This window comes from Pseudomonas sp. FR229a (assembly GCF_030209115.1).
In the GTDB taxonomy this organism is placed as follows: domain Bacteria; phylum Pseudomonadota; class Gammaproteobacteria; order Pseudomonadales; family Pseudomonadaceae; genus Aquipseudomonas; species Aquipseudomonas moraviensis_A.
In genome coordinates, this window is record NZ_JARVSP010000013.1 from 141,049 (window position 1) to 165,601 (window position 24,553).

Annotated in this window: 23 protein-coding genes; 13 read left to right on the plus strand and 10 right to left on the minus strand. The window is 59.8% G+C overall.

The window, feature by feature from the left end; genetic code table 11:
• Positions 1–135: 135 nt before the first annotated feature.
• Entirely contained in the window at positions 136–999 is an 864-nt protein-coding gene (uspL, locus tag QRN33_RS12400) for a universal stress protein UspL (protein ID WP_123419325.1), read from the plus strand.
• A gap of 103 nt (positions 1,000–1,102) precedes the next feature.
• Here uspL and QRN33_RS12405 read toward each other — a convergent pair whose 3' ends face one another.
• Positions 1,103–1,573, minus strand: coding sequence for a DUF1289 domain-containing protein (locus QRN33_RS12405; RefSeq protein ID WP_285408785.1), 471 nt, complete (start codon positions 1,571–1,573; stop codon positions 1,103–1,105).
• A gap of 467 nt (positions 1,574–2,040) precedes the next feature.
• On the opposite strand from QRN33_RS12405, the gene acnB reads away from it, so the two are divergent.
• Positions 2,041–4,650: a bifunctional aconitate hydratase 2/2-methylisocitrate dehydratase gene (gene acnB / locus QRN33_RS12410; protein ID WP_123419324.1), complete on the plus strand. Its 2,610-nt coding sequence runs from the start codon at positions 2,041–2,043 to the stop codon at positions 4,648–4,650.
• 134 nt (positions 4,651–4,784) lie between these two features.
• Here acnB and QRN33_RS12415 read toward each other — a convergent pair whose 3' ends face one another.
• The 3 genes from QRN33_RS12415 to QRN33_RS12425 all read right to left on the minus strand — a co-directional run bounded on the left by QRN33_RS12415 (position 4,785) and on the right by QRN33_RS12425 (position 6,732).
• Entirely contained in the window at positions 4,785–6,065 is a 1,281-nt protein-coding gene (locus QRN33_RS12415; protein WP_285408787.1) for an HAAAP family serine/threonine permease, read from the minus strand.
• 249 nt (positions 6,066–6,314) lie between these two features.
• Positions 6,315–6,485, minus strand: a complete 171-nt coding sequence (locus QRN33_RS12420; protein ID WP_165839209.1) for a hypothetical protein — start codon at positions 6,483–6,485, stop codon at positions 6,315–6,317.
• 52 nt (positions 6,486–6,537) lie between these two features.
• Positions 6,538–6,732 (minus strand): hypothetical protein, encoded by a 195-nt coding sequence (locus tag QRN33_RS12425; protein WP_285408789.1) that lies wholly within the window; start codon positions 6,730–6,732, stop codon positions 6,538–6,540.
• Between the two features lie 226 nt (positions 6,733–6,958).
• On the opposite strand from QRN33_RS12425, the gene QRN33_RS12430 reads away from it, so the two are divergent.
• The 6 genes from QRN33_RS12430 to QRN33_RS12455 all read left to right on the plus strand — a co-directional run bounded on the left by QRN33_RS12430 (position 6,959) and on the right by QRN33_RS12455 (position 11,804).
• A complete protein-coding gene (locus tag QRN33_RS12430; RefSeq protein WP_252874733.1) occupies positions 6,959–7,342 on the plus strand; it encodes a tautomerase family protein in 384 nt (127 codons plus the stop codon).
• Positions 7,343–7,673: 331 nt separating this feature from the next.
• On the plus strand, positions 7,674–8,156 hold the full coding sequence (locus QRN33_RS12435) for a DUF4822 domain-containing protein (protein ID WP_285408791.1): 483 nt from the start codon (positions 7,674–7,676) through the stop codon (positions 8,154–8,156).
• Positions 8,157–8,172: 16 nt separating this feature from the next.
• The gene (locus tag QRN33_RS12440) at positions 8,173–8,595 is read left to right on the plus strand and encodes a hypothetical protein (protein WP_064363515.1); all 423 of its coding nucleotides are present in this window, start codon (positions 8,173–8,175) and stop codon (positions 8,593–8,595) included.
• A gap of 169 nt (positions 8,596–8,764) precedes the next feature.
• Positions 8,765–9,733: a 2-hydroxyacid dehydrogenase gene (locus tag QRN33_RS12445; RefSeq protein WP_042609366.1), complete on the plus strand. Its 969-nt coding sequence runs from the start codon at positions 8,765–8,767 to the stop codon at positions 9,731–9,733.
• 198 nt (positions 9,734–9,931) lie between these two features.
• Complete coding sequence (locus tag QRN33_RS12450; protein WP_083352529.1) at positions 9,932–10,999, plus strand: phosphotransferase family protein; 1,068 nt, start codon at positions 9,932–9,934, stop codon at positions 10,997–10,999.
• Between the two features lie 37 nt (positions 11,000–11,036).
• Positions 11,037–11,804, plus strand: coding sequence for an SDR family oxidoreductase (locus QRN33_RS12455; protein WP_285408794.1), 768 nt, complete (start codon positions 11,037–11,039; stop codon positions 11,802–11,804).
• Positions 11,805–12,886: 1,082 nt separating this feature from the next.
• Here the strand turns inward: QRN33_RS12455 and QRN33_RS12460 are convergent.
• From QRN33_RS12460 to QRN33_RS12475, 4 genes are all read right to left on the minus strand, one after another.
• Positions 12,887–13,144 (minus strand): DUF1652 domain-containing protein, encoded by a 258-nt coding sequence (locus QRN33_RS12460; protein ID WP_285408796.1) that lies wholly within the window; start codon positions 13,142–13,144, stop codon positions 12,887–12,889.
• 137 nt (positions 13,145–13,281) lie between these two features.
• Entirely contained in the window at positions 13,282–14,778 is a 1,497-nt protein-coding gene (locus QRN33_RS12465; RefSeq protein WP_285408798.1) for a helix-turn-helix transcriptional regulator, read from the minus strand.
• Between the two features lie 124 nt (positions 14,779–14,902).
• On the minus strand, positions 14,903–15,274 hold the full coding sequence (locus QRN33_RS12470; RefSeq protein ID WP_285408800.1) for a DUF1428 domain-containing protein: 372 nt from the start codon (positions 15,272–15,274) through the stop codon (positions 14,903–14,905).
• Positions 15,275–15,276: 2 nt separating this feature from the next.
• Positions 15,277–16,359 (minus strand): hypothetical protein, encoded by a 1,083-nt coding sequence (locus QRN33_RS12475; RefSeq protein WP_285408802.1) that lies wholly within the window; start codon positions 16,357–16,359, stop codon positions 15,277–15,279.
• A gap of 279 nt (positions 16,360–16,638) precedes the next feature.
• On the opposite strand from QRN33_RS12475, the gene QRN33_RS12480 reads away from it, so the two are divergent.
• On the plus strand, positions 16,639–16,914 hold the full coding sequence (locus tag QRN33_RS12480; protein ID WP_042609360.1) for a hypothetical protein: 276 nt from the start codon (positions 16,639–16,641) through the stop codon (positions 16,912–16,914).
• A gap of 98 nt (positions 16,915–17,012) precedes the next feature.
• On the opposite strand, the gene QRN33_RS12485 is transcribed toward QRN33_RS12480, so the two are convergent.
• On the minus strand, positions 17,013–18,077 hold the full coding sequence (locus QRN33_RS12485) for a hypothetical protein (protein ID WP_042609359.1): 1,065 nt from the start codon (positions 18,075–18,077) through the stop codon (positions 17,013–17,015).
• A 104-nt stretch (positions 18,078–18,181) separates the two neighbouring features.
• Complete coding sequence (locus QRN33_RS12490; RefSeq protein WP_285408806.1) at positions 18,182–18,388, minus strand: hypothetical protein; 207 nt, start codon at positions 18,386–18,388, stop codon at positions 18,182–18,184.
• A gap of 243 nt (positions 18,389–18,631) precedes the next feature.
• On the opposite strand from QRN33_RS12490, the gene QRN33_RS12495 reads away from it, so the two are divergent.
• The 4 genes from QRN33_RS12495 to paoC all read left to right on the plus strand — a co-directional run bounded on the left by QRN33_RS12495 (position 18,632) and on the right by paoC (position 24,445).
• Entirely contained in the window at positions 18,632–20,386 is a 1,755-nt protein-coding gene (locus QRN33_RS12495; protein ID WP_285408808.1) for an L-lactate permease, read from the plus strand.
• Between the two features lie 287 nt (positions 20,387–20,673).
• Positions 20,674–21,297, plus strand: a complete 624-nt coding sequence (paoA, locus tag QRN33_RS12500; RefSeq protein WP_016775137.1) for an aldehyde dehydrogenase iron-sulfur subunit PaoA — start codon at positions 20,674–20,676, stop codon at positions 21,295–21,297.
• The gene (locus tag QRN33_RS12505) at positions 21,294–22,250 is read left to right on the plus strand and encodes an FAD binding domain-containing protein (RefSeq protein ID WP_065616112.1); all 957 of its coding nucleotides are present in this window, start codon (positions 21,294–21,296) and stop codon (positions 22,248–22,250) included. Before paoA ends, QRN33_RS12505 begins: the two co-directional genes overlap by 4 nt.
• Positions 22,247–24,445, plus strand: a complete 2,199-nt coding sequence (paoC, locus tag QRN33_RS12510; protein WP_285408811.1) for an aldehyde oxidoreductase molybdenum-binding subunit PaoC — start codon at positions 22,247–22,249, stop codon at positions 24,443–24,445. The genes QRN33_RS12505 and paoC overlap by 4 nt, the downstream gene beginning before the upstream one ends.
• The last annotated feature ends 108 nt before the right edge of the window (positions 24,446–24,553 follow it).

A 24,553-nucleotide genomic window follows, 5' to 3' on the forward strand; every position in this document is an offset into this window, starting at 1 on the left:
AGCGAAGGGCGCCGATTATACCGGCCTGCCCGCAGACCACCAGCGGCGGCTGTTGATATGCATCAAGTCGCAGACGTTCGGACAGCAACTATAGTTGTGCAACGCCGTGCCTTTTCTTTGCTGGAGACTCCGCTCATGCAAGCCATTCGCAGCATTCTGGTGGTCATTGAACCTGAACATGCAGAGAGCCTGGCGCTCAAGCGCGCCAAGCTGATCGCCGGTGTGACCCAGGCCCATCTGCATCTATTGGTGTGCGACAAGAAGCATGACCACGCCGGCCTGCTCAGCGTGCTCAAGGCTGCGTTGCTCGCCGAAGGTTACAGCGTGACCACCGAACAGGCATGGAACGAGAGCCTGCATGAAACCATCATCGATGTGCAGCAGGCCGAGGGTTGCGGCCTGGTGATCAAGCAGCATTTCCCCGACAGCTCGCTGAAAAAAGCCCTGCTGACCCCGGCTGACTGGAAGCTGCTGCGCCACTGCCCTACCCCGGTGCTGCTGGTGAAAACCGCCGGTACGTGGAAGGACAAAGTGATTCTCGCCGCCGTCGATGTCGGCAATGCCGACGGCGAGCACCGGCATTTGCACAGCACTATCATTGATCACGGCTACGACATCGCCAGCCTGGCCAAGGCGCATTTGCATGTGATCACCGCGCACCCGTCGCCGATGCTCTCGGCGGCAGATCCGACGTTTCAGCTCAAATCCACCATAGAAGCCAAATATCGCGAGCAATGCCGGGCGTTTCAGGCGGAGTTCGATGTCGATGATGAGCACCTGCACGTCGAGGAAGGCCCGGCAGATGTGCTGATTCCGTTCATGGCGCACAAGCTGCAGGCAGCGGTAACGGTGATTGGCACGGTGGCGCGCAGTGGCTTGTCAGGTGCGTTGATCGGCAATACCGCTGAAGCAGTGCTGGATACGCTGGAAAGCGATGTGCTGGTGCTCAAGCCGCAGGAGGTTGAGGATCATCTGGTGGAGTTGGCGGTGAAACACTGAACATTTGCAATGCGGCCCCTTGTAGGAGTGAGCCTGCTCGCGATAGCGGTGGATCATTGAAAATGCGTTGACTGACACAACGCCATCGCGAGCAGGCTCGCTCCTACAATTGAAAGGCGTCTTTGAGAAAGCCGGGGGCGATATAGCGCTGATAATGCGCTTCCGACAGCAGGAAGAATTCCCGATCGATGGCATCGCGCAGTTCCGGCAGGTTCCAGTCACGAAACTCCGGCAGCAATACCATCCCGTATGCCTCAAGATTAATGATCACTCGCGCGCCCCGGGCAATCAGCTGATAGGCCCAGCAATATTCCGACTGATGCGGGACGAAGCGGACCTTGCGCTGTTCCAGCTGTTCGCGCAGACGAACCGGGTCGAAGATCTCGACCTTGCTCGCCATCACTTGTGACAGCAATTGCTCCAGACGCAGCCAGACCGCACGCTTTTCCTCCTCGTTGTATCCGTTCCAGTGGATCACTTCGTGGTGGAAACGCTTGCAGCCACGGCACACCAGGTCACCGTAAACAGTGGAGCAGAGGCCGACGCAGGGAGTCTTGATGGTCTGATTGGGCATAAATGGGCAGAACACTGAAACGCGGAACAGGCCGGCATGTTAGCCCTTTGTCGGGCATTGATCACCCCTCAAACAGCAGGGTTTCGCCAGCGTCGCAGGTTTGCCCCGGCCACGCTGGTTGCCACGAAAGTCCAATAGAGCGCGACTTACCTTTAAATTTTTTTTGCCGTAGAATCAGCCAGCCTTTTAAGGCGCCAATGTCCGTTAGAAGCTGTTTTCAAAGCGTCACGAGCACAGTCGTTCCTTCAGAGCGGTGTTGGCGAAGGGTTTTTCCAGCGGGGAAAAGCCCAGCGCCAACCCTCATCAGCTCCCCGTTCTGCAGGCGTAAAACTTTGAAAGCAGCTTCTGTAAGGAATGCTCGGTAATTCTGGCCAAGCGGCCCACAACGCCGCGCAGCGCATGAGTACGAGCATTTCGCGACGAGCGTCCCGGACACCCATTTGGGACCACTGATGAGGGTAATAACTGTGCTTGAAGCCTACCGCAAACATATCGAAGAGCGTGCAGCCCTGGGTATCGTTCCCCAGCCGCTTAACGCCGAACAAACAGCAGGCCTGATCGAGCTGCTGAAGAACCCTCCGGCTGGCGAAGAAGCTTTCCTCGTTGACCTGATCACCAATCGCGTACCGCCTGGAGTGGACGAAGCCGCCTACGTCAAGGCCGGTTTCCTGTCAGCCCTGGCCAAGGGCGAAGCCACCTCCCCTCTGCTGGACAAGAAACGCGCTGTCGAACTGCTCGGCACCATGCAGGGCGGCTACAACATCGTGACCCTGGTCGAGCTGCTGGATGACGCCGAACTGGCTCCAGTCGCCGCCGAAGAACTCAAGCACACCCTGCTGATGTTCGATGCCTTCCACGACGTCGCGGAAAAAGCCAAGAACGGCAACGTTCACGCCAAGGCCGTGCTGCAATCCTGGGCTGACGGCGAGTGGTTCAAGAAGCGTCCGGTGCTGGCCGACAAGATCAGCCTGCGCGTTTTCAAAGTGACCGGCGAAACCAACACCGACGACCTGTCGCCTGCACCAGACGCCTGGTCGCGTCCGGACATCCCGCTGCACGCCCTGGCCATGCTGAAAATGGCCCGTGACGGCATCGTGCCGGACGAGCAAGGCAAGACCGGCCCGATGAAGCAGATCGAAGAAATGCGCGGTCAAGGCTTCCCGATCGCCTACGTCGGTGACGTGGTCGGTACCGGTTCCTCGCGTAAATCGGCCACCAACTCGGTGCTGTGGTTCTTCGGCGACGATATCCCGTACGTGCCGAACAAGCGCGCTGGCGGTTTCTGCTTCGGCAGCAAGATCGCCCCGATCTTCTACAACACCATGGAAGATGCCGGCGCCCTGCCGATCGAGTTCGACGTGTCGAACATGAACATGGGCGACGTGATCGATCTGTACCCGCACGCTGGCAAGGTCTGCAAGCACGGTACCGACGAAGTCATCACCACTTTCGAAATGAAAACCCCGGTGCTGCTGGACGAAGTCCGTGCCGGCGGTCGTATTCCGTTGATCATCGGCCGTGGCCTGACCGAAAAGGCTCGTGCCGAGCTGGGTCTGCCACCGTTCGACCTGTTCAAGAAGCCGGAAGCACCGGCTGAAAGCACCAAGGGCTTCACCCTGGCGCAGAAAATGGTCGGCAAGGCTTGCGGTCTGGCAGAAGGCCAGGGCGTTCGTCCTGGCACCTACTGCGAGCCGAAGATGACCACCGTGGGTTCTCAGGACACCACCGGTCCAATGACCCGTGACGAACTGAAAGACCTGGCGTGCCTGGGCTTCTCCGCTGATCTGGTGATGCAGTCGTTCTGCCACACCGCGGCTTATCCAAAGCCGATCGACGTGACCACCCACCACACCCTGCCTGACTTCATCATGACCCGCGGCGGCGTATCCCTGCGTCCGGGCGACGGCATCATCCACTCGTGGCTGAACCGCATGCTGCTGCCGGACACCGTCGGTACCGGTGGTGACTCGCACACCCGTTTCCCGATGGGCATCTCGTTCCCGGCCGGTTCCGGTCTGGTCGCGTTCGCCGCAGCCACCGGCGTCATGCCGCTGGACATGCCGGAATCGATCCTGGTGCGTTTCAAAGGCAAGATGAAACCTGGCATCACCCTGCGCGACCTGGTTCATGCCATTCCGTACTTCGCCATCCAGAACGGTCTGCTGACCGTTGAAAAGAAGGGCAAGAAAAACGCCTTCTCCGGCCGCATCCTGGAAATCGAAGGCCTGGAAGGTCTGACCCTCGAGCAGGCGTTCGAACTGTCCGACGCCTCGGCCGAACGTTCGGCTGCCGGTTGCACCATCAAGCTGTCGAAAGAATCGATCACCGAGTACCTGCAGTCCAACATCACCCTGCTGCGCTGGATGATCGGCGAAGGCTACGGCGATGCGCGTACCCTGGAACGTCGTGCTCAAGCGATGGAAGCCTGGATTGCCAACCCTGAGCTGATGCAAGCCGATGCCGACGCCGAATACGCCGAAGTCATCGAAATCGATCTGGCCGAGATCAACGAGCCTGTGCTCTGCGCGCCGAACGATCCGGACGACGCCCGTCTGCTGTCCAGCGTCGCTGGCGAGAAGATCGACGAAGTGTTCATCGGTTCGTGCATGACCAACATCGGTCACTTCCGCGCTGCCGGCAAACTGCTGGATCAGGTCAAGGGTCAGCTGCCAACCCGTCTGTGGCTGTCGCCGCCGACCAAGATGGACGCTCACCAACTGACCGAAGAAGGCTACTACGGCATCTACGGCAAGGCTGGCGCACGCATGGAAATGCCAGGCTGCTCGCTGTGCATGGGTAACCAGGCACGCGTTGAGCCGAACAGCACCGTGGTGTCGACTTCGACCCGTAACTTCCCGAACCGTCTGGGCGACGGCGCGAACGTCTACCTGGCCTCGGCCGAGCTGGCGTCCGTTGCTTCGATCCTGGGTCGCCTGCCGACCGTCGAGGAGTACATGGAATACGCTGGCAAGATCGACAGCATGGCGGCCGATGTCTACCGCTACCTGTCCTTCGACCAGATCGCCGAGTTCCGTGAAGCTGCTGCGAACGCCAAGATCCCGGTCGTTCAAGCCTAACGCTGCAAGGCAATAAAAAACGCCGCCCATCGTGAGATGAGCGGCGTTTTTTTATGCCTGCCGGGCAAGCATCACGCAAAACCTTGTGGGAGCGAGCCTGCTCGCGATGGCAGGCTCGCAATCGCACAGATCGGTCAGACAGCCAGCTTGTAAACCAACGCTGAAATCGCTACCAGCCCAACTGCAGTAACAAACACGTTCGATGCCTGATCGCGATAACGCGCCATCGCCGGCACCTTGCGAATCGCGTACATCGGCATCAGGAACAGAATCGCGGCAATCACCGGCCCCCCGATGGTTTCAATCATGCCCAGGATGCTCGGGTTCAGGGTGGCGACAATCCAGCAGACCACCAACATAAGCGCCGCAACGATGCGATCCAGCGCCTTGGCGCCCGGACGCTTGCCGCTCTTGACGATCAAACCCTTGAGACCTTCACTGGCACCAATGTAATGGCCAAGGAACGACTTGGAAATCGCCACAAAGGCGATCAAAGGCGCCGCGAAGGCGATGGTCGGATTGCTGAAGTGGTTAGCGAGGTACGAGAGGATCGACAGGTTCTGGTCTTTCGCCTCCGCCAGTTGCTCCGGCGACAGGGTCAGTACGCAACTGAATACGAAGAACAGCACCATCACTACCATCAGTGCATGAGCGCGCGCGAGGATCTGCGAGCTGCGCTCTTCAGCGTGTACGCCATAACGACGCTTCTGATCCACCGCAAACGCGGAGATGATCGGCGAATGGTTGAACGAGAACACCATCACCGGAATTGCCAGCCAAAGGGTATGCAGCAGCGCTGACGGCGCCGGTACTTGCGAGGCGGTGGCGAGGATGCCGCCGTTCCAGTGCGGAATCAGGTACACGGCAAGGAACAGCAGCGCGACGATAAATGGATAGACCATCAGGCTCATGGCCTTGACGATCGCCTGTTCACCGCAACGCACCACCGCCAACAGGCCGAGAATCAGCACGAATGACAACAGCGCGCGCGGTGGCGGCGTGATGTGCAGTTGATGTTCGAGGAAACTGGCGACCGTATTGGTCAGGCCGACGCTGTAGATCAGCAGGATCGGGAAAATGGCGAAGAAGTACAACAACGTGATCAACGCGCCGGCCTTGATGCCGAAATGCTGCTCGACCACTTCCGTGATATCGGCGCCTTCGCGACCGGACAGCACAAAGCGGGTCAGGCCACGGTGAGCGTAAAACGTCATCGGGAACGCCAATAGCGCGAGGATCACCAGCGGCCAGAAGCCCCCCAGCCCTGCGTTGATCGGCAAAAACAGGGTGCCGGCGCCAATGGCCGTCCCAAACAGTCCCAGCATCCAGGTGGTGTCCTGGCGATTCCAGCTCGAAAGTTCAGCGGGTGCTGCTGCGTCGAAACGCTTTTCGAGGCTATTGGCCTGATCATTCATCCGGTCGGATCTCCGCATTCCGGTCACTTGCCACTCGGTCGGGACGCGTCGGAAAAAACCGACAGACATGCTCCGGCCGAAACAGGGGCGCGATTCTCCGTGATAAATCAACGCAAGCAAAGACTTAGCTGAGGAATGGTTGTCCGGAGCAGATGGATGGGTGGTCGTTTTCGGAATGTTTTTTGCCGTTAAAAGCTACGTTGAATGTCGTTTTTCGACGTTTTTCCTGCACCCTGCCCAGCCGGAGGCTCAGATCAATCGAGCGACCAGGAAGCCGAACGACATGCAAAGTATTGCCAGACTCAGTAATCCCAGGATAGGAACGATGTCGCCTCTCTGCTTGATGCGTAATTTTTCCAGATACTCGTCGTGCTCTCGATCGGATCGATCAATCATGGCCTGGCGGTCGAATGTACTCATGGTGAATTTCCTACTCGCGGGTGATGGGTTAGATATGCTGAAGCTCGAACATTCATGACTTGAGTGAAAGGCCTATCAAGGCCGCTCTTGCAGTCAATACCCCGGCTATTACCGCAACCGGGTAGAAACAGGTTTCCCATTTCATCTTTTTTTCTTCCGCTACAAGCTTTTTCCTCTCAGCCACAAGCTTGCGTATTTCATTCATCAGCTTGTCAAGTTCGAGGTTTTCCCGGTCGTTTTGAAGCATTCGCCTTCCTTGGCTAGTGGCAGCTCTCGCGCAAGCTGCTCTGTGGCGTGATGATTTCGCATCCATAGGGTGCTGGCTAGCAGACGCATCTGCCGTCCCCGTAGGCAAAATCCGCGCGTCGCGTAAGCTCCCTCATACACCGAACCCACGATATTCCAGACCATTCACCTGCCAGGACACTGCTTTTGATCTAGCGTGAGAGAAGCCACCACTCAAGGAGACTCCCATGCCACTGGTTCGCGTCGATATCCAGCAAAACCCCGATCCCACGTTCGCCAGGCGCATCGGTGAACAGGTCTATGCCGCTCTGCGCACCTGTATCGATGTGCCCGAGCACGACAACTTCCAGATTCTCAACGAGCACGACAGCCAGCACTTCGTGTATGACGCGCAATACCTCGGCATCCAGCGCAGCGATGGCGTGGTGTTCATTCAGATCACCATCAGCGAAGGGCGCACCGTGGATAAGAAACAATTGCTGTTCAAGACCATCGCCGAGGGCCTGCATGCGCAATTGGGCATACGCCTGGAGGATGTCTTCATCAATCTGGTTGAAGTAAAAAAAGAGAACTGGTCATTTGGCAATGGCGTCGCCCAATACGTCACCTGACGTCGTCGGCGTTTCGAGTCGGGACTGACTCCCACAGCCCTGTCTGATTTTAATTGTTACATGTTCTTCAGATCGAATTAGAAAACCGGGTAGACCGTCCTGGCGACTATCAACTGACACGCGACACCTGTGTCAACACTGTAACTTGGAAGAATTTCAGACCCAAACTTTCAGATTAATCCTACAAATAAAAACGCAATTAAAATAACACCGAACATTACCGGAAATGCGAAATAAGCGAATTTGTTACAAGCAACTTCCCTGGCCTTGAATAACTTCCCGATGCCTGACTATATTTTCTCCGTCACCTTTCAGACAGCGAGAATCGGGCATGCAAAAATACAACAGGATTCATTTACTGTGGGCGGCGCTGCTCTTGCCGATTGCGGGCGCGCAGGCTGACATTCGCGAATTGGCCTCGTCACCGCGGTGGCTGACGACCAAGGTCTACATCGAGGGCGCTCCGCAGACTGACGTGAAGGCCAAATATCCCGGCGTCGTCGGAATATCGACCTGGGACCCGGAAACCAACCGCTACGAGTTTTTCTACACCGATACCGGTGAGTCCAAGTACAACAATGGCGGCGGCGGTTACTTCTTCGTCACCGGTGATCAACGAAAACATGTGCTGGTGCCGGACATCGGACCGAACAAAACGATCGTCAGGCGTCTGGAGACACTGAATAAAAACGAGTTCACTTATTCCCGTGAAGTACCTCGCGACATGATTGAAAGCAATCCGCCCGTACGCATTCACGTGGTTCACGCGCCCTATACCGGAAGTGTGGTCACCAAGTCTGCCACGCCACAATAAAAGCCTGGAGTTCGACATGAAAAAGACACTGAAGTCCCTGTTGTTATCGGCATCCCTGATGTCCGCCGCGCTGCTCGGATTCAGCAACGCGCACGCCACGGCGGCTCCAACAAAGGCCGCCGTCACGGACAACACCATGATGCTCACCGTGTTCCTCAAGCATGATCAATCCCGTCCGCTCAGCGAACTCAAAGCCCAGCTTGCCCAGCAAGGTTTCTATAAAACCTTCCCGCCCGCCGGGGTCGAAGTGGTGAGCTGGAATATCATGATGGGCATCGGCCAGGTCGTTACAGTGCGTTTTCCCGCGTCTCGACTGGCGGAAGTGAACCTGGCGCTGGAAAACACAGCCTGGGGCAGCTATCGCACCGAGTTCTACCCCACCTATGATTTCAAACCGATCGCGCTGGCCGAACAGAGCAAAGCGCACGCGGCCCAATGACATCGCCCGCCCACCGGTTCACCGGTGGGCGGGCGCCCTTGCTTCTGGCGTGAAGCGGTCCAGAATCAAAGCACCACTGCGCGAATGCAACGATTGCCAAGCCGCTGCGGATTCAGCACTCTGAGTCGACTTTCGCGACCCACCCGCCGCCAATCACAGGAGCCGCGCAATGCCCGCAACCGTTCTGGTACTGGTTGAAACGATCAATGACTATCTGCCGATTCTCGAACATCAGGGATTCCACCTGATCCTTGCACCGACGCCAGCCGAACGTACGCAAGCCATCCTCACCCATGGCAGTCGTATCGACGCCGTGCTCACTCGCGGCCCGCTGGGCCTGACAGCCGACGAAATCAACGCCCTCCCCGCCTTGAAAATCATCACGGTGATCGGTGCAGGCTACGAGCAGGTCGACCTGCAAGCAGCGAGTAATCGAGGCATCACCGTGACCAACGGCGCCGGGGTCAACGCTTCATCGGTGGCGGATCATGCAATGGCACTGCTGCTGGCATTGGTGCGTGATATCCCGCGCTGCGATGCCGCAGTACGCCGGGGTGAATGGCCTAAAATCATGCGGCCCTCCCTGGCGGGCAAACGTCTGGGCATTCTCGGGCTGGGCGCGGTGGGCATGGCGATTGCCAAACGCGCCGAGCTTGGTTTCGACATGCAGATCAGCTACCACAACCGCCAGGTGCGCAGCGATGTGCCCTACGCATTCTGCTCAACGCCGACGGAACTGGCCCGGGCCTCGGACTTCCTGGTCGTTGCCACGCCCGGTGGCATTGGTACTCAACATCTGGTGACGCGAGCAGTGCTTGATGCGCTGGGCCCAAACGGATTCATCGTCAATATCGCGCGAGCCAGTGTGATCAGCACGGCGGAACTGGTTTCCGCACTGGAACAACGTCGCATCGCCGGAGCTGCGCTGGACGTTTTCGATCACGAACCCGAGGTGCCCGACACGCTGAAAAACCTCAGCAATGTGGTGCTGACGCCTCATGTCGCCGGACTGTCCCCCGAGGCCACTCAGGGCACCGTGGAACTGGTAGGCAAGAACCTCATGGCGTTTTTCTCCGGTCAACCGGTGTTGACCCCCGTCGCCCTGCCGCCCAGATTCAGCAACCAGCGCGTGCACTGAAGTATGCCGCGAGCCTCGGATTCACTGCCGTCAAGCGGATCCGGCCCGTTCTGTCTGCACGCCCGTTGTACCCATTTCCAAAGGTGATCATCCAGCAACACGCGAACCTATAAGACCGACCCGCGCTTGTGACCCACCCCGCGCGCCATTAGATTAGCCAATGATGTCTGGCCTCCAAAATAAGCAGAAGGGATAAGCATGGCGCTTACTGACCAGTCCACCCGAATCCGCGCGGGCGAAGAACTCGATGCCGGCCTGATCGATCCGTATCTCAAGGCGCACATTCCCGGCCTGACCGGCAGCCCCAGGATCAGCCAGTTTCCCGGCGGCGCCTCGAACCTGACCTACCTGCTGGAATACCCGGAACAGGAGTTCGTACTGCGCCGCCCGCCGTTCGGCCACAAGGCCAAGTCCGCCCATGACATGGGCCGTGAGTTCCGCATCCTCAATCAACTGCGCGAAGGTTTCCCGTACTGCCCGAAGGCCTACGTGCACTGCACCGACGAAGCCGTCATCGGCGCCGAGTTCTATGTGATGGAACGGGTCAAGGGCATCATCCTGCGCGCCGAACTGCCGCCGGAACTGGGCCTCGATTCGGCGAAGACCGAAGCGCTGTGCAAAAGCTTCATCGACCGTTTCGTTGAACTGCACCGGGTCGATTACAACGCCTGTGGCCTCGGCGATCTGGGCAAGCCCGAAGGCTACGTCGCGCGGCAGATCAAAGGCTGGAGCGAGCGTTACGAGAAAGCCCTGACCCCGGACGCGCCGCACTGGGAAACAGTAAAAGCCTGGCTCAACGACAAGATGCCGGCCGACCACCCGACGTCGAGCATCGTCCACAACGACTACCGTTTCGACAACGTCATCCTCGACCCGGACAACCCGATGCAGATCATCGGTGTACTCGACTGGGAACTGACCACCCTCGGCGACCCGCTGATGGATCTTGGCAACACCCTTGCCTACTGGATCGAAGCCGGCGACCCGGCACCGGTGCAATTAATGCGTCGCCAACCGAGCCACGCGCCAGGCATGCTGACGCGCCGCGAATTCGTCGACTACTACGCCGAGCGCTCAGGGATCCGCATCGACAACTTTGACTTCTACTACACCTACGGCCTGTTTCGCCTGGCCGGCATCGTGCAGCAGATCTACTACCGCTTCTACCATGGCCAGACCCAGGACAAACGCTTCGCGCAGTTCATTCACATGAACAAACTGCTGGAGCAGATGAGCCTGCAGGTCATCCAGAAATCCAGCCTCTGATCCGGGCCAATAACAAGACTTTTCACAAGGGAATCCCATGTCCAAGACTCAGTTGTTCGACCTCGACGGCAAAATCGCTTTCGTCTCCGGCGCCAGCCGCGGCATCGGTGAAGCCATCGCCAAACTGCTGGCCCAGCAAGGCGCCCACGTGATCGTCTCGAGCCGCAAGCTCGAAGGCTGCCAGCACGTCGCCGACGCCATCACCGCCGCCGGCGGCAAGGCAACCGCCGTAGCCTGCCACATCGGTGAAATGGAGCAGATCAGTCAGGTCTTCGCCGGGATCAAGGAACAGTTCGGCCGCCTCGACATCCTGGTCAACAACGCCGCGACCAACCCGCAATTCTGCAACGTGCTCGACACCGATCTCAGTGCGTTCCAGAAGACCGTCGACGTGAATATTCGCGGCTACTTCTTCATGTCGGTGGAAGCCGGCAAGCTGATGCGCGAAAACGGCGGCGGCAGCATCATCAACGTCGCCTCGATCAACGGCATCTCGCCGGGGATTTTCCAGGGCATTTATTCGGTGACCAAAGCCGCGGTCATCAACATGACCAAGGTCTTCGCCAAGGAATGCGCGCAATTCGGCATCCGCTGCAACGCCCTGCTGCCCGGCCTGACCGACACCAAATTTGCCTCCGCACTGGTGAAAAACGACGCAATCCTGAAGCAAGCCCTGACCCAGATCCCACTCAAACGCGTGGCCGATCCGAGCGAAATGGCGGGCGCGGTGTTGTACCTCGCCAGCGACGCGTCGAGCTACACCACCGGTGTGGCGCTGAATGTGGACGGCGGCTTCCTGTCCTGATTTCCCCGGCAAATTGCTAGCCCGTGTGGGAGCGAGCCTGCTCGCGAAAGCGTCGTGTCAGTCAGCTGTGTTTCGACTGATACCCCGCCTTCGCGAGCAGGCTCGCTCCCACAGAGTCACTGCTGGATTCCAGGCCTCGTACAATCGAGGAATCGCGAGTCTTATTGTGTGATGCAACGGGTAGTCGTGATCTGGCGCGTCACCTGCCCATCCACATACATGTCCCCAACCACCTCAGTATTCTCCAACACCTCGCAGCGAGGTTCCGGCGGTGGCGGCGGCGCGACAGGCGCAGGGGGTGGTGGACTGGCACAACCCGCCACCAACACGACAAGAAAAGCCAACGGCAATACGCGTTTCCCAGGATTAGTCATCGGACGACCCGCGATAAAGGGAGACAACCTCCCGCCGCCCAAACGGCCGCGGAAGACCTGACCACTCATTCTTTATAGCTGAGCACATTGTTCGCGCCAGTGGATTGGGGCGATTGAATAGTTTGGGCTGTCGGTTTTGCGCGAATTGTCCAGAAGAGGTCTGGATTGAGATCATCGTAATCGGCGAGGGCCTCATCGGGAGCAGGCTCGCTCCTACATGGATTGCGTACAACCTAAAGAACAGGTCGGCTTTCAGGCCGCCTTCGCGAGCAGGCTCGCTCCCACAGAACAGCAAAAACAAAATCAAATGATCGTCCGATCGCGCCCCGAGCCTTCGGCAGCGCCTACCCACGATGAGCGCAAGCTCGAGTTCCGCTTTTGATCCTGGAGCCCGTCGGCAGGCTGAGCGGAGGGATGGATCCGGGCGTGGGAGCGCAGCGACCGTACGACGCAGTCGGACACAGCGAGTGTAGGTGCAGCGAAGCAAACCGGAGCCGCTGCGCCAGGATCGATCCCGCAGCGAAGGAACCCCGAGCCCCAGCGAGCGGGCCGAACGTCAGGGCGAAGACCTTTTGGTTCCTTTTGGGGCGTTTGCCAAAAGGGACTCGCCGTAAGGGCGAAACCGCCATCCGCAACACCCCAAAAAACGGATATACACCCACCCCCCCAAAGCATGGTCGGCCCAAAGGCCGCCAAGCCCCAAAAGCGCTAAGCCAAATCAGGATCCCGCGACGAGCGCAAAGAATTGCTCTCAAGCTCATACCGCAACTCACCCACCAACGCCTCAACCGCCTCCGGCGTACGCAGCGAAGCCAGATCCAGGCCACTGATCACCAGATCCACCTGCCCCGAATCCGGGTGATACAACTTGACCGTCAGCGAACGATCACCATCCACCGAACACTCACAAGCCAGCGGCGCAAAACTGTGCTCGAGCCGAGCGCGCAACTGCGCAAGATTCATCATGGACATGTTCCTATGGCTGTTTCGAAAGGGCGCGATCGCAAGACGCAAATGGTCCACACCGCACCCCACAAGCCTAAGAACACAACGCCTGCGCCAATACATGAATTTGCACCCTTGTAACTAGTGCATTTGCACCCTCAGCGCTGGCCTTTGGTGCCCCACTCTCCCGAGAACAGGCCGCGCTCCCGCGCCCAGACAATCGCCTCGCTGCGGCTGTGCACATCCAGCTTCGAATACACCGTGGCCACGTGATTGCGCACGGTATTGGGCGCCAGTTTCAGTCGGCCGGCGATCTCCTTGTCTGCCAGCCCTTCGCAGATCAGACCCAGTACATCGCGCTCGCGCGCCGTCAGATCAGTGAACGAGGCTCTGGGCAACTGCGGCGAGTTGATCTTCTTTACGTTGGCGAGCTTTTCGATCAACGTCCGACTGAACCACGAAGCATCCTTCATCACCTCTTCAATCGCCGCGACCAGTTCAAGCTCCGTGCGCTTGCGTTCGGTCATGTCCATCAACACCAGCAGATAGCACGAGGTGTCATGGATGTTCACCGTGTCGGCGGACACTGCGCATTCAAGCAGTTCCTCGTCCTTCTTGCGCACCGGCACGTCGACCCGATCCACCCGACCGTGCTTGGCTAGCGCCGACAACAACCGCGTGCGCGCACCGTCATCATGGATAAAGCTCAACTGCGTCACCGTCTTGCCGAGCACCTCATCGCTGTCATAGGCCAGGGTATCGAGAAACGCCTGATTGACGTCGATGACCTCCTGCTTGTCCGCGGTGCAGATGAGAATCGGCACGGGGGTCAGCCGAAAAGCTTTGGCGAACCGTTCTTCGCTCTGACGCAGCGCCAACTCGACCCGGCGTCGCGGCTCCATGTCGACGAAGGAAAACAGCATGCAATTCTCGTCATTGAGCAGCAGCGGCTGGCCGGCAACGATCACCTGTTTGCTGCCGCCGTCAGGCAGGCGCAGTTCCGCCTGCATCTGCGGAATGGTCGCGACATCGCGCAAGCGCTGGATAGCCAGATCGCGTTTATCGGCCTGCTCGAAGATATCGATTTCGTATGCCGAGGTGCCGATCACCTGATCGCGGGTATAGCCGGTCATTTCCAGAAAACCCGGATTGACCTTGATGTAACGCAAATCGCTGAGCCGGCAGATCACCGCCGGCGCGGGATTGGCGTTGAAGGTTTTTTCGAAGCGCAGCTCGGCGTTGGCCCAGTCGGTGACATCGCTCATGATCAGCACCAGCGACTCGGGCTGCCCCACACGGTCGGTCAGCACCATGCTGCGCACACTGTGCACCCAGACACGCTCCGGGTCGTCCACGGGCGAGATCTCGATCAGCACGTCACTGAACGCCTCGCAACGCGCCACGCGGCTGATCGGGTAGTTCTCGGGCGACAACACATGGTTATTGCGATAGCGCAGGACGAAACGCTTGGCGTACTCGTCAGCGTTGGTGCCCAGGTCACCGATGGTGCTGACGCCATGCATGGTCAGCGCCGCTTCGTTGGCCCAGAGGATGCTTTTGTCGAGTTCCAGCAGAATCACCCCGTCCGACAGCCCGGCAATGATCTGCTGCAACTGGCGACGGTTGGTTTCGGTGGTCAGGACTTCCTGGCTCATTGGATCTCCACACTGTGATGCGGCTAGGTGAAGAGTACGACCGCGACGACTCGGGATCGTGCCACGCCTTGAAAATCGCCGAAAAGACCTCTGTGGGAGTGCGTGAGCTGTAATCTGTGCCAGTTCACTTGTCCCACGGCCCAACGCCGTCAAAAAGATTTTTGAACCCGCCAAAAATCATCCGCTGCCCGTCAAAGCCCATGGGATTGACGTCCGGTTGCATGCGCGGGTCTTCCATCATTTTCGCCATGCCTGCGTCGCGGGTGGCCTTGTCGGGCCAGATCAGCCAGCCGGATGACACGGTCTCGCCTTCCTCGAGTTTGCCCGCCAACGGGAAAGAGGTGAGCTTGCCCTCCGGCACGTCGTCACCCCAGCACTGGACGACCTCAACGGCGCCATATTCCTTGAACAGCCTGGCGGCGATCTCACAGTGTTTTTTGTACTGTTCACGATTGGCGTCAGGCACGGGTGCCACGAAGATATCGATGTAGGCCATGTTCATTCTCCTTGCAGGATGGGTTCGATCTGCTGACTGGTCGATTGCGGCGGGCGCCATTCGACACGATTCACGCCAGGCCCGACCGGCGGTTCGTCACCCGCCCCAAGATTGCCCTCGACCTGCCCGGCCATGTGCAGTGTTCCCGCCATCACCCCGGTGGTCGGGTTCTGCAGCAGCTTCATCCAGGCCTTGTCGAAGGTGTTGCCCAGACTGCTACGAATCAGCGCTTCGCTGTCGGGGCGGTCGTTGGCCTGGATGATCGCGCGAATGCCGGCCACGCCGACTGAAATCATCGCCCCGGCCAGTTTCCCCGCCGCTGCCGCCACCGCACTGGCGGCGCCGCGCGGGGCCATTTCCGCTTCAATGCGTTGGCTGGCACGTTTGGCCACCGGGGCCATGGCGGCGTCGGTGGAAGAAATGCCCCTGGCGCCGCCGTCGGTGTGAACCTTGTCGATCAGCGCGGCGTACGCCGGCAGGGTGTTCAGCGGCTCGGTGCTGATGACCGTGAACAGCGAGGCATCCCGCGCCGGCGGGGGCCCGAGGGCGATGGCCGGGATCTTTTGCAAGCGCCCGTTGAGCTGCGCAATAGGCACACCATGACGCTGGGCGATGAGTGGCATCTGTTGCGCCATCAACTGCGCGTAGAACGCCGTGGCCTGAGCCAGGATGGCGTCCGGATCTATCTCTACTGCGACCGGCGCCAGGACCTTTTCCTGATATTGCTCAAGCAGATACGTCGCCAGCCGTTTCGCCGAAGCATCCTGCTCGCCGCCAGCGCTGATCGTGTACCAACTGACCTTCATCGACAGCCATTCCTGGGTCCAGTAGCTGCTGAACCAAGGGATGAAATTTTCTTCAGTTTGCTGATAGACGCGAGTGCGCCAATGTTCCATCGAACCGCGGGCGAACAGCTTGACCTGTTCGGTGGCCTGCTGCGAAGCGCTGAGGATTTCGCGGTCGATCTGCTGCCAGGTCTGCGCCGACACGACCACGGCTTGCGGCGCGGTCACCGGTGCCCGGACCGAAGTAGCACAGCCGGCCAGCAGAAACAGTGCGGCAACGACCAGCGCGCGCGGGTTCACGGTGGTGGTGTCCTTTGGCTGAGGGAGGTGCAGGTTTGAGTATAGGCAGGTGAGTAAGAGGGGTGCCGCTTGTTCTGGCCTCTTCGCGAGCAGGCTTACTCCTGCATTTGAAATGCGTTCTCCCTGTAGGAGTGAGCCTGCTCGCGAAGGGGTCATCAGCAGCACCACAAACCTCAACCATCACCACCGTCGATAACCACCATCGCCACGATTGCCTTCCGCCCATCCCTCACCAAAGGCACGATTGACTCATCCGACACACAACGAGGCGTTCACATCATGATCCATACCCAAGTCACCCTCTCCGTGAGTTTCCCGGTGTTCGGCAGCAACTACTACCAACAGCACGTCGTACCGCGCAAAGCGCAGACGCTGGTGTTCAACAAGGATTTCGACGATCTGCTGATGCCCGCCGCCAGCAACCATTTCAGCAATGAAGTGGTCGGCCTCAACGATCAGTTCCGTTTTCTGAGCGACATTCTCGCCACCCATTTGCTCGATCACGAGGCCTCGGTGCCTGCGCGATCCCGCGTCCAGGCGAGCGCTCATTTTTAATCCCTCGAAGGCTTGCCCGCGAAGCGGACGATCATGAAAAAGCCCACTGGCCGGTTCGGCTCAGTGGGCTTTTTCGTGGCATCCGCTGACTCAGTCGATCAACGCTTCCAGCAGTCGGCAAAGCGCGAACAGACTTCATATTTCGCGTCCATGGCGGCCATCCGATCGAGGTGATGATCGATGGCTTCCGCCATCACGCGGTTCGACGCCTGGAAATAGAACATGAACATGGCCTTTTCTTCCGCGTCCGGCGCCGCGTTGCCACGCTTGCCGTCTTTGTCATCCACGCGCGCCCACTCGCCCAGGCGCTTGTCATCGACGCTACGCAAACGCTGGCGATATTCGTCTTTGGTGCGCTGCATCGCCTGATCCTTTGTGGTCGCGCTTTCCTTGTCGAACTCGATCAGATTCTGGCGATACAGCGCCCAGTAATCGTCCGGCAACGTAAAACCCAGTTTGGCCTTGCGGTCGTTGATCAGCGAGTCGAGCTTCTCTGGAGAAAAACTGGCCGCAGGCTCTTTGCCGGCATCCGGTTTCATGAAAACGAAAAGGCTGCCTTCGATGATACGGTCGATCAGTGCCGTGCGTTGCGGCGTGTCGGGCAGCAGCGCCGGTGGCTTGGGAAAGATCGGGTTGCGCCCCACGCACGCCGCCAGCGCAGTGCGGTCCAGTGGCATCACGGTGCGCAGATCTTTACCGTCGTGCCGCTCCAGATGCCGCAACGTGGTGATGCACTGGGTCTTGGTGACGTTCAGTGTCACTTCATATTCATTGCCACGCTTGGGCGTAAAGGAAAAACCCGAGCCGCAGGTGGCGTAACCGACCTGCGTGTTGACACGCAGATACGCCGGCTGCTCGGGCTTGATCTTGAATTCAAGGTAACCGCGCGCCTGTTCCGGCGGCGCAACCATCATCCCCGCCCGGCGCTTGCTGTCGCCGATCAACACATTGTTGAGCATGCCGGTGGTCAAGCCATCGCAATGCTCGGCGTCGAAATAATCGATCGTGGCGTTATCGGTATTGGCGACGAACCTTACCTTGGCGGCGTCTGGATCGGTCGCATCCTGATAGGTGCCGGTGATGTTGCAACCTGTCAGCAGGCTGCATGACAGTACTGCACCAGCCAGCGACAGGGCCAAGCGCAGCGGGGAAACAATGGACATGATCTTCCTTGGCAGCGTGAAAAGCGCGCATGCTACTGAATTGCCACTACGGCGTCCATTTCTTCGCTCCCTCACGTGAGCCCGTCCCTGGGACTCTCGATCAATCAGTCATCATCGCGATCACGGTAATAACGACGGCCATCGCGGCGGTCGCCATCGCGGTCGTCCCAGCGCCGGTCATCATCGTAATAGCGGCCATGATCACGGTCGTAATGCCGGCCATGCCGGTGGTCATCATCAAAATCCGCAATACACCCGCTGAGCAATACCGCGGCGGTCACAGTGAGCAGCATCGTTGTCGCGTGCTTCATTCAATACTTTCCTAAACCCAAGGTCTTGACGATGAAATCGCCACGCTGCCGGCCTCTTCAGGAGGCAGTGCGCGCAGCCGCAGATACGACCGGGCAAAAACCCGTTGATTCACTGGCCACCATCGACCGTCTGTCGGTCCGTTCGCCGCAACCGAGCGGCGGCGTAATGCCACCTATACTGCTTGCAACCAATCCCCAAGCAATGGATCTGCACCCTCAAATAACAACAAGCAGAGGTGGACCATGGTCTGGCAGCAAATCTATGACCCGTTCGGCAATCCGGTGCTCTCCACGCTGATGGCTGCAGTGCCGGTGGTGGTGATGCTCGCGGCGCTGGCGTTCTTTCACGTCAAGGCGCATCTGGCGGCGCTGCTGGCACTGGCGTCCGCCCTGCTGATCTCGATCTTCGCCTTCGACATGCCGGCGGGCATGGCCGGTTCGGCGGCATTGTTCGGCGCAGCGAATGGCTTGCTGCCGATCGGCTGGATCGTCCTCAACATCATCTTCCTGCATCGCCTGACCACCGAGAACGGCTCGTTCAAAGTGCTGCAGGATTCCCTCGCGCGCATCACCGACGACCGACGCTTGCAACTGCTATTGATCGCCTTCTGCTTCGGTGCGTTCTTCGAAGGCGCAGCGGGCTTTGGCACGCCGGTGGCGGTGACCGGGGCGATCCTGATTGGTCTGGGTTTTTCGCCATTGGCCGCATCCGGTCTGGCACTGATCGCCAACACCGCCCCCGTGGCATTTGGCGCCCTGGGCACGCCGATCATCACCCTCGCCAAAGTCACCGGGCTGGATGAGATGGAGCTGTCGATGATGGTTGGCCGGCAGTTGCCGTTTTTCTCGGTGCTGGTGCCGTTCTGGTTGATCTGGGCGTTTGCCGGATGGCGCAAGATGCTCGAGGTGTGGCCGGCGATTCTGGTGGCCGGAGTCAGTTTCGCCATCCCGCAATTTCTCGTTTCGAACTACCACGGGCCGATGCTGGTGGACGTGATCGCCGCGCTGATTTCCATGGCCTGCCTGACACTGTTCCTCAAGGTGTGGAAACCGGCCACCATTCATACTTCGGCAGCGCTGTCCGGCCGCGTCGACACCTCCAAAGTCGATGAAGAAAAAGTCACCGCCAGCGCCGCCTTCAGCGATCAGGCGCGCCCGGCAGTGATGCGCGCATGGATGCCGTGGATCATTCTCACGGTGTTCGTGTTTGCCTGGGGCACGCAGGGCTTCAAGAACATGTTCGATACGCGGCCGGTGATCGACCCGGTCACGCAATCGGCCAAGCTTGATCCGCAAGGCAAACCGGTGCGTGAGGCCAATCCGATTTTCGCCCCGGCACTGACTTTCACCAGCCTGCACTTGCAGATCGAAAAAGTCCCGCCAGTTGTTGCGGCGCCGAAAGCCGAGGAAGCGGTGTACAAGTTCACCTGGCTGACAGCGACCGGCAGCGGGATTCTGCTGGCGGCGATTGTCGGCGGTCTGTTGATGGGCTATTCGATCCCGCAACTGATCAAGCAGTACTTGCGCACGCTGTGGGTGGTGCGGTTTTCGCTGATCACCATTGCGGCAATGCTGGCGCTGGGGTTCCTCACGCGCTATTCCGGACTGGATGCGACGATGGGACTGGCCTTCGCGGCGACGGGAATTTTCTATCCGATGTTCGGCACGCTGCTCGGTTGGCTGGGGGTGGCACTGACCGGCTCGGACACCGCGTCGAACGTGTTGTTTGGCGGCTTGCAGCGGGTGACTTCGGAACAACTGGGCATCAGTCCCGTGCTGATGGCGGCGGCGAACAGTTCCGGTGGGGTGATGGGCAAAATGGTCGACGCGCAGTCGATCGTCGTCGCCTCCACCGCGACCCGCTGGTATGGGCATGAGGGCGAGATCCTGCGTTACGTGTTTTTCCACTCGATCGTGCTGGCGATCCTGGTCGGCGGGCTAGTGACGTTGCAGGCGTACGTCGCGCCGTTTACCTCGATGGTGGTAGGTGGGCCATAACTGAAGAAACACAACTCCCCTGTAGGAGTGAGCGTGCTCGCGATAGCGGTCTGTCAGTTGATAGTGTGTTGGCTGACACACCGCTATCGCGAGCAGGCTCACTCCTACAGGGTTTTTGTGCTGCCTTGGAGATTGATGAGCAGAACACATAACTCTTTAGCGAAAATCCGACAAAACCTTTTCCTCCCTCCTGCGGTCACTCCTTTTACGAGACTGGCATGCATGCCGGCGCGCCCTTTTGGGCCTTTTGCAATCCTGCCGCCCGATGAGAGAAAAGGAATCGAACCATGCCGATTTCCCGACGCAATTTCATGATCCTCGGCGCCGTAACCGCGACGGCGTTCGCTATGCCCCCCTTTATCAGCCTCAAGGCCTACGCGGCCAGTCTGGAGCAACCGGCCATGAGCAAAGTCACCCTGCAAGTCAACGGAAAACCGCAAACCCTGGAAGTCGACACCCGTACCACCCTGCTCGACGCCCTGCGCGAACACCTGCACCTGACCGGCACCAAGAAAGGCTGCGACCACGGCCAGTGCGGCGCCTGCACGGTGATCGCCGACGGGCGGCGGATCAACTCCTGCCTGACCCTGGCGGTCATGCACGACGGCAGCGAAGTCACCACCATCGAAGGCCTCGGCATGCCGGACAAGCTGCACCCGATGCAGGCCGCGTTCATCAAGCACGACGGCTATCAGTGCGGCTACTGCACGCCGGGGCAGATCTGCTCCGCAGTCGCGGTGCTCAAGGAAATCCGCGACGGTATTCCCAGCCACGTCAGCCCGAGCCTGACCGAGCCGCCGAAACTGATCGCCGCCGAACTGCAGGAGCGCATGAGCGGCAATATCTGCCGCTGCGGCGCGTACTCGAACATCATCGAAGCCATCACTGAAGTTGCGGAGGTGCCGGCATGAGAGCCTTCAACTACAGCCGCGCCGACTCGCCTGCCGCAGCCGCCTCCCAAGCTGCACAAGCCGAAGGCGCCAAGTTCATCGCCGGCGGCACCAACCTGCTCGACCTGATGAAACTCGACATTGAGACCCCGGTGCATCTGATCGACGTCAACCACCTCGGTCTGGATCAGATCGAGGCTACGCCTGAGGGCGGACTGCGTATCGGCGCCCTGGTGCGCAATACCGATCTGGCCGCCGACGCCCGCGTACGCAAAGACTACGCCCTGCTCTCCCGCGCGCTTCTGGCCGGAGCGTCCGGGCAGTTACGCAACATGGCGACCACCGCCGGCAACCTGCTGCAACGCACTCGCTGCCCGTACTTCTACGACACCCATCAGGCCTGCAACAAACGCAATCCGGGCAGCGGCTGCGCGGCGATCGGCGGGGTCACCCGGCAACTGGGGATCATCGGCGTCAGTGACGCGTGCATCGCCACCCACCCGAGCGACATGGCCATCGCCATGCGTGCGCTTGATGCGCAGATCGAAACGGTCAAGCCTGACGGCAGCACCCGCAGCATTGCCATGGCCGATTTTCATCTATTGCCCGGCAATACGCCGAACATCGAAACCAGCCTCACACCCGGTGAGTTCATCACCGCCGTGACCCTGCCGGCGCCGGTCGGTGGCACGCACATTTATCACAAGGTACGTGATCGTTCGTCCTACGCGTTTGCCCTGGTCTCGGTGGGTCTGATCCTGCAAAAGGACGGCACCGGCCGCGTCGCCGTTGGCGGCATTGCGCCGAAACCTTGGCGGGTCGAAGCCGCTGAAGCGCTGCTGCCCAAGGGCGCCAAAGCGGTCAGCGAGCGCCTGCTCGAAGGCGCGACCCCCACCGATGACAACCAATTCAAACTGACACTGGTCGAGCGCACGCTGGCTTCGGTGTTGGCGCAAGCGAGGGAAACCGCATGAAATTCGACACGCCCGCCACCACCAATCCCATCGACCGCTTGAGGGTCGTTGGCAAGCCCACCGAGCGCATCGAAGGCCCGCTGAAAACCAGCGGCCAGGCGACCTACGCCTACGAGCAACATGAAGCGGCGGCCAATCAGGCCTACGGTTTCATGGTTGATTCGGCGATCGCCAAAGGGCGGATCAAAGCCATTCATCTCGACGAGGCCAAAGCCGCACCCGGCGTACTGGCGATCGTCACCGCCGAGAACGCCGGCAAGCTCGACAAAGGTGATTACAACGCCGCCCATTTGCTCGCCGGTCCCGACGTGCAGCATTACCAGCAAGCCGTTGCGCTGGTGGTCGCCGAGACCTTCGAACAGGCCCGCGCCGCCGCGCAACTGGTCAAGGTCGACTACGAAACCGCCGAAGGCAAGTTCGACCTGGCCAGCGTCAAAGACCTCGGCGTCGAGCCGAAAGACGAGCTGCCGGACGTCAATCACGGCGACTTCGACAAAGCCTTCGCCGCCGCCCCGGTGCAGTTCGATCAGACCTACACCACGCCGGACCAGTCCCACGCGATGATGGAACCTCATGCGACATTGGCCGCGTGGAAAGGCGACCAACTGACGCTGTGGACGTCGAACCAGATGGTCGCCTGGAGCGTCGGCGACATTGCGAAGACCCTCGGCCTGCCGAAGGAAAAAGTCCGCCTGGTCTCGCCGTACATTGGCGGAGGGTTCGGCGGCAAGCTGTTCATTCGTGCCGACGCGATCCTCGCCGCTCTAGGCGCGCGCATGGCCGGCCGGCCAGTGAAAGTCGCCCTCGCCCGCCCGCAAATGGCCAACAACACCACCCATCGCCCGGCAACGATTCAGCGTATCCGTATGGGTGCCACGGCCGACGGCAAGCTGACCGCCATTGCCCATGAAGGCTGGTCGGGCAACCTCGCCGACGGCAAGGTCGAACTGGCCGCGCAACCGAGCCAGTTGCTCTATGCCGCAGAAAACCGCCGCGTCAGCATGCGCCTCGCGCCGCTCGACCTGCCTGAAGGCAACGCCATGCGCGCGCCGGGTGAAGCGCCGGGGCTGATGGTGCTGGAAATTGCCATGGACGAAATGGCCGAACAGCTGAAGATGGACCCGGTGCTGTTCCGCATTGCCAATGACACCCAGGTCGATCCGGTGAAGACCGAGCGGCCGTTTTCCCAGCGTCAACTGGTCAAATGCCTGCAGATCGGCGCGGAGAAATTCGGCTGGGATCAGCGCAAAGCGCAGCCCGGCACACGTCGTGAAGGCCGTTGGCTGATCGGCATGGGCGTGGCGGCGGCGTTTCGCAATAACCTGCTGGTCAAGTCCGGCGCCCGCGTGCGCCTGGAGCGTGACGGCAAGGTGATCGTCGAAACCGACATGACCGACATCGGCACCGGCAGCTACACGATCATCGCGCAGACAGCCGCAGAGATGATGGGCGTCGGCCTGAATGATGTGGTGGTACGTCTGGGCGATTCGGACTTCCCGGTCTCGGCCGGTTCCGGCGGCCAGTTCGGCGGCAACTGCTCGACTGCAGGGGTTTATGCCGCCTGCATGAAACTGCGCGAAGCGGTGGCGCAGAAGCTGGGACTCGCGGCGGATCAGGCCGAGTTCGTCGATGGTCAGGTGCGCGTCGGCAGCAAGAGCCTGCCGCTGCGCAATGCCGCTGAGGGCGGCGCGCTGGTCGGCGAGGACAGCATCGAATTCGGGGATCTGGCCGAGAAGTATCAGCAATCGACCTTCGGCGCGCACTTCGCTGAAGTTGCCGTCGACGCCGCCACCGGTGAAGTCCGCGTGCGGCGCATGCTCGCGGTGTGCGCGGCCGGACGGATTCTCAACCCTATTTCGGCCCGCAGCCAGGTGATCGGCGCAATGACCATGGGCGTCGGCGCGGCATTGATGGAAGAGCTGGCCGTGGACAAGCGTCTGGGCTATTTCGTCAATCATGACCTGGCGGGATACGAAGTGCCGGTGCACGCCGACATTCCGCATCAGGAAGTGATTTTTCTCGAAGAGACTGACCCGATTTCTTCGCCGATGAAGGCCAAGGGCGTGGGTGAATTGGGGATTTGCGGCGTGAGTGCGGCGGTAGCGAATGCGATCTACAACGCTACCGGCGCGAGGGTGCGGGAGTATCCGATTACGCTGGACAAGATTCTGGATTCATTGCCGGAGATGATCTGAAGCGAAAAGCCCCTCTCCCAAAGGGAGAGGGAACCGATCCGGGGATATTCAGAATGTGCAGCGACGTGAAAGTCTTTCTGTGTATCCATAATCGCAACGGCACGTTCC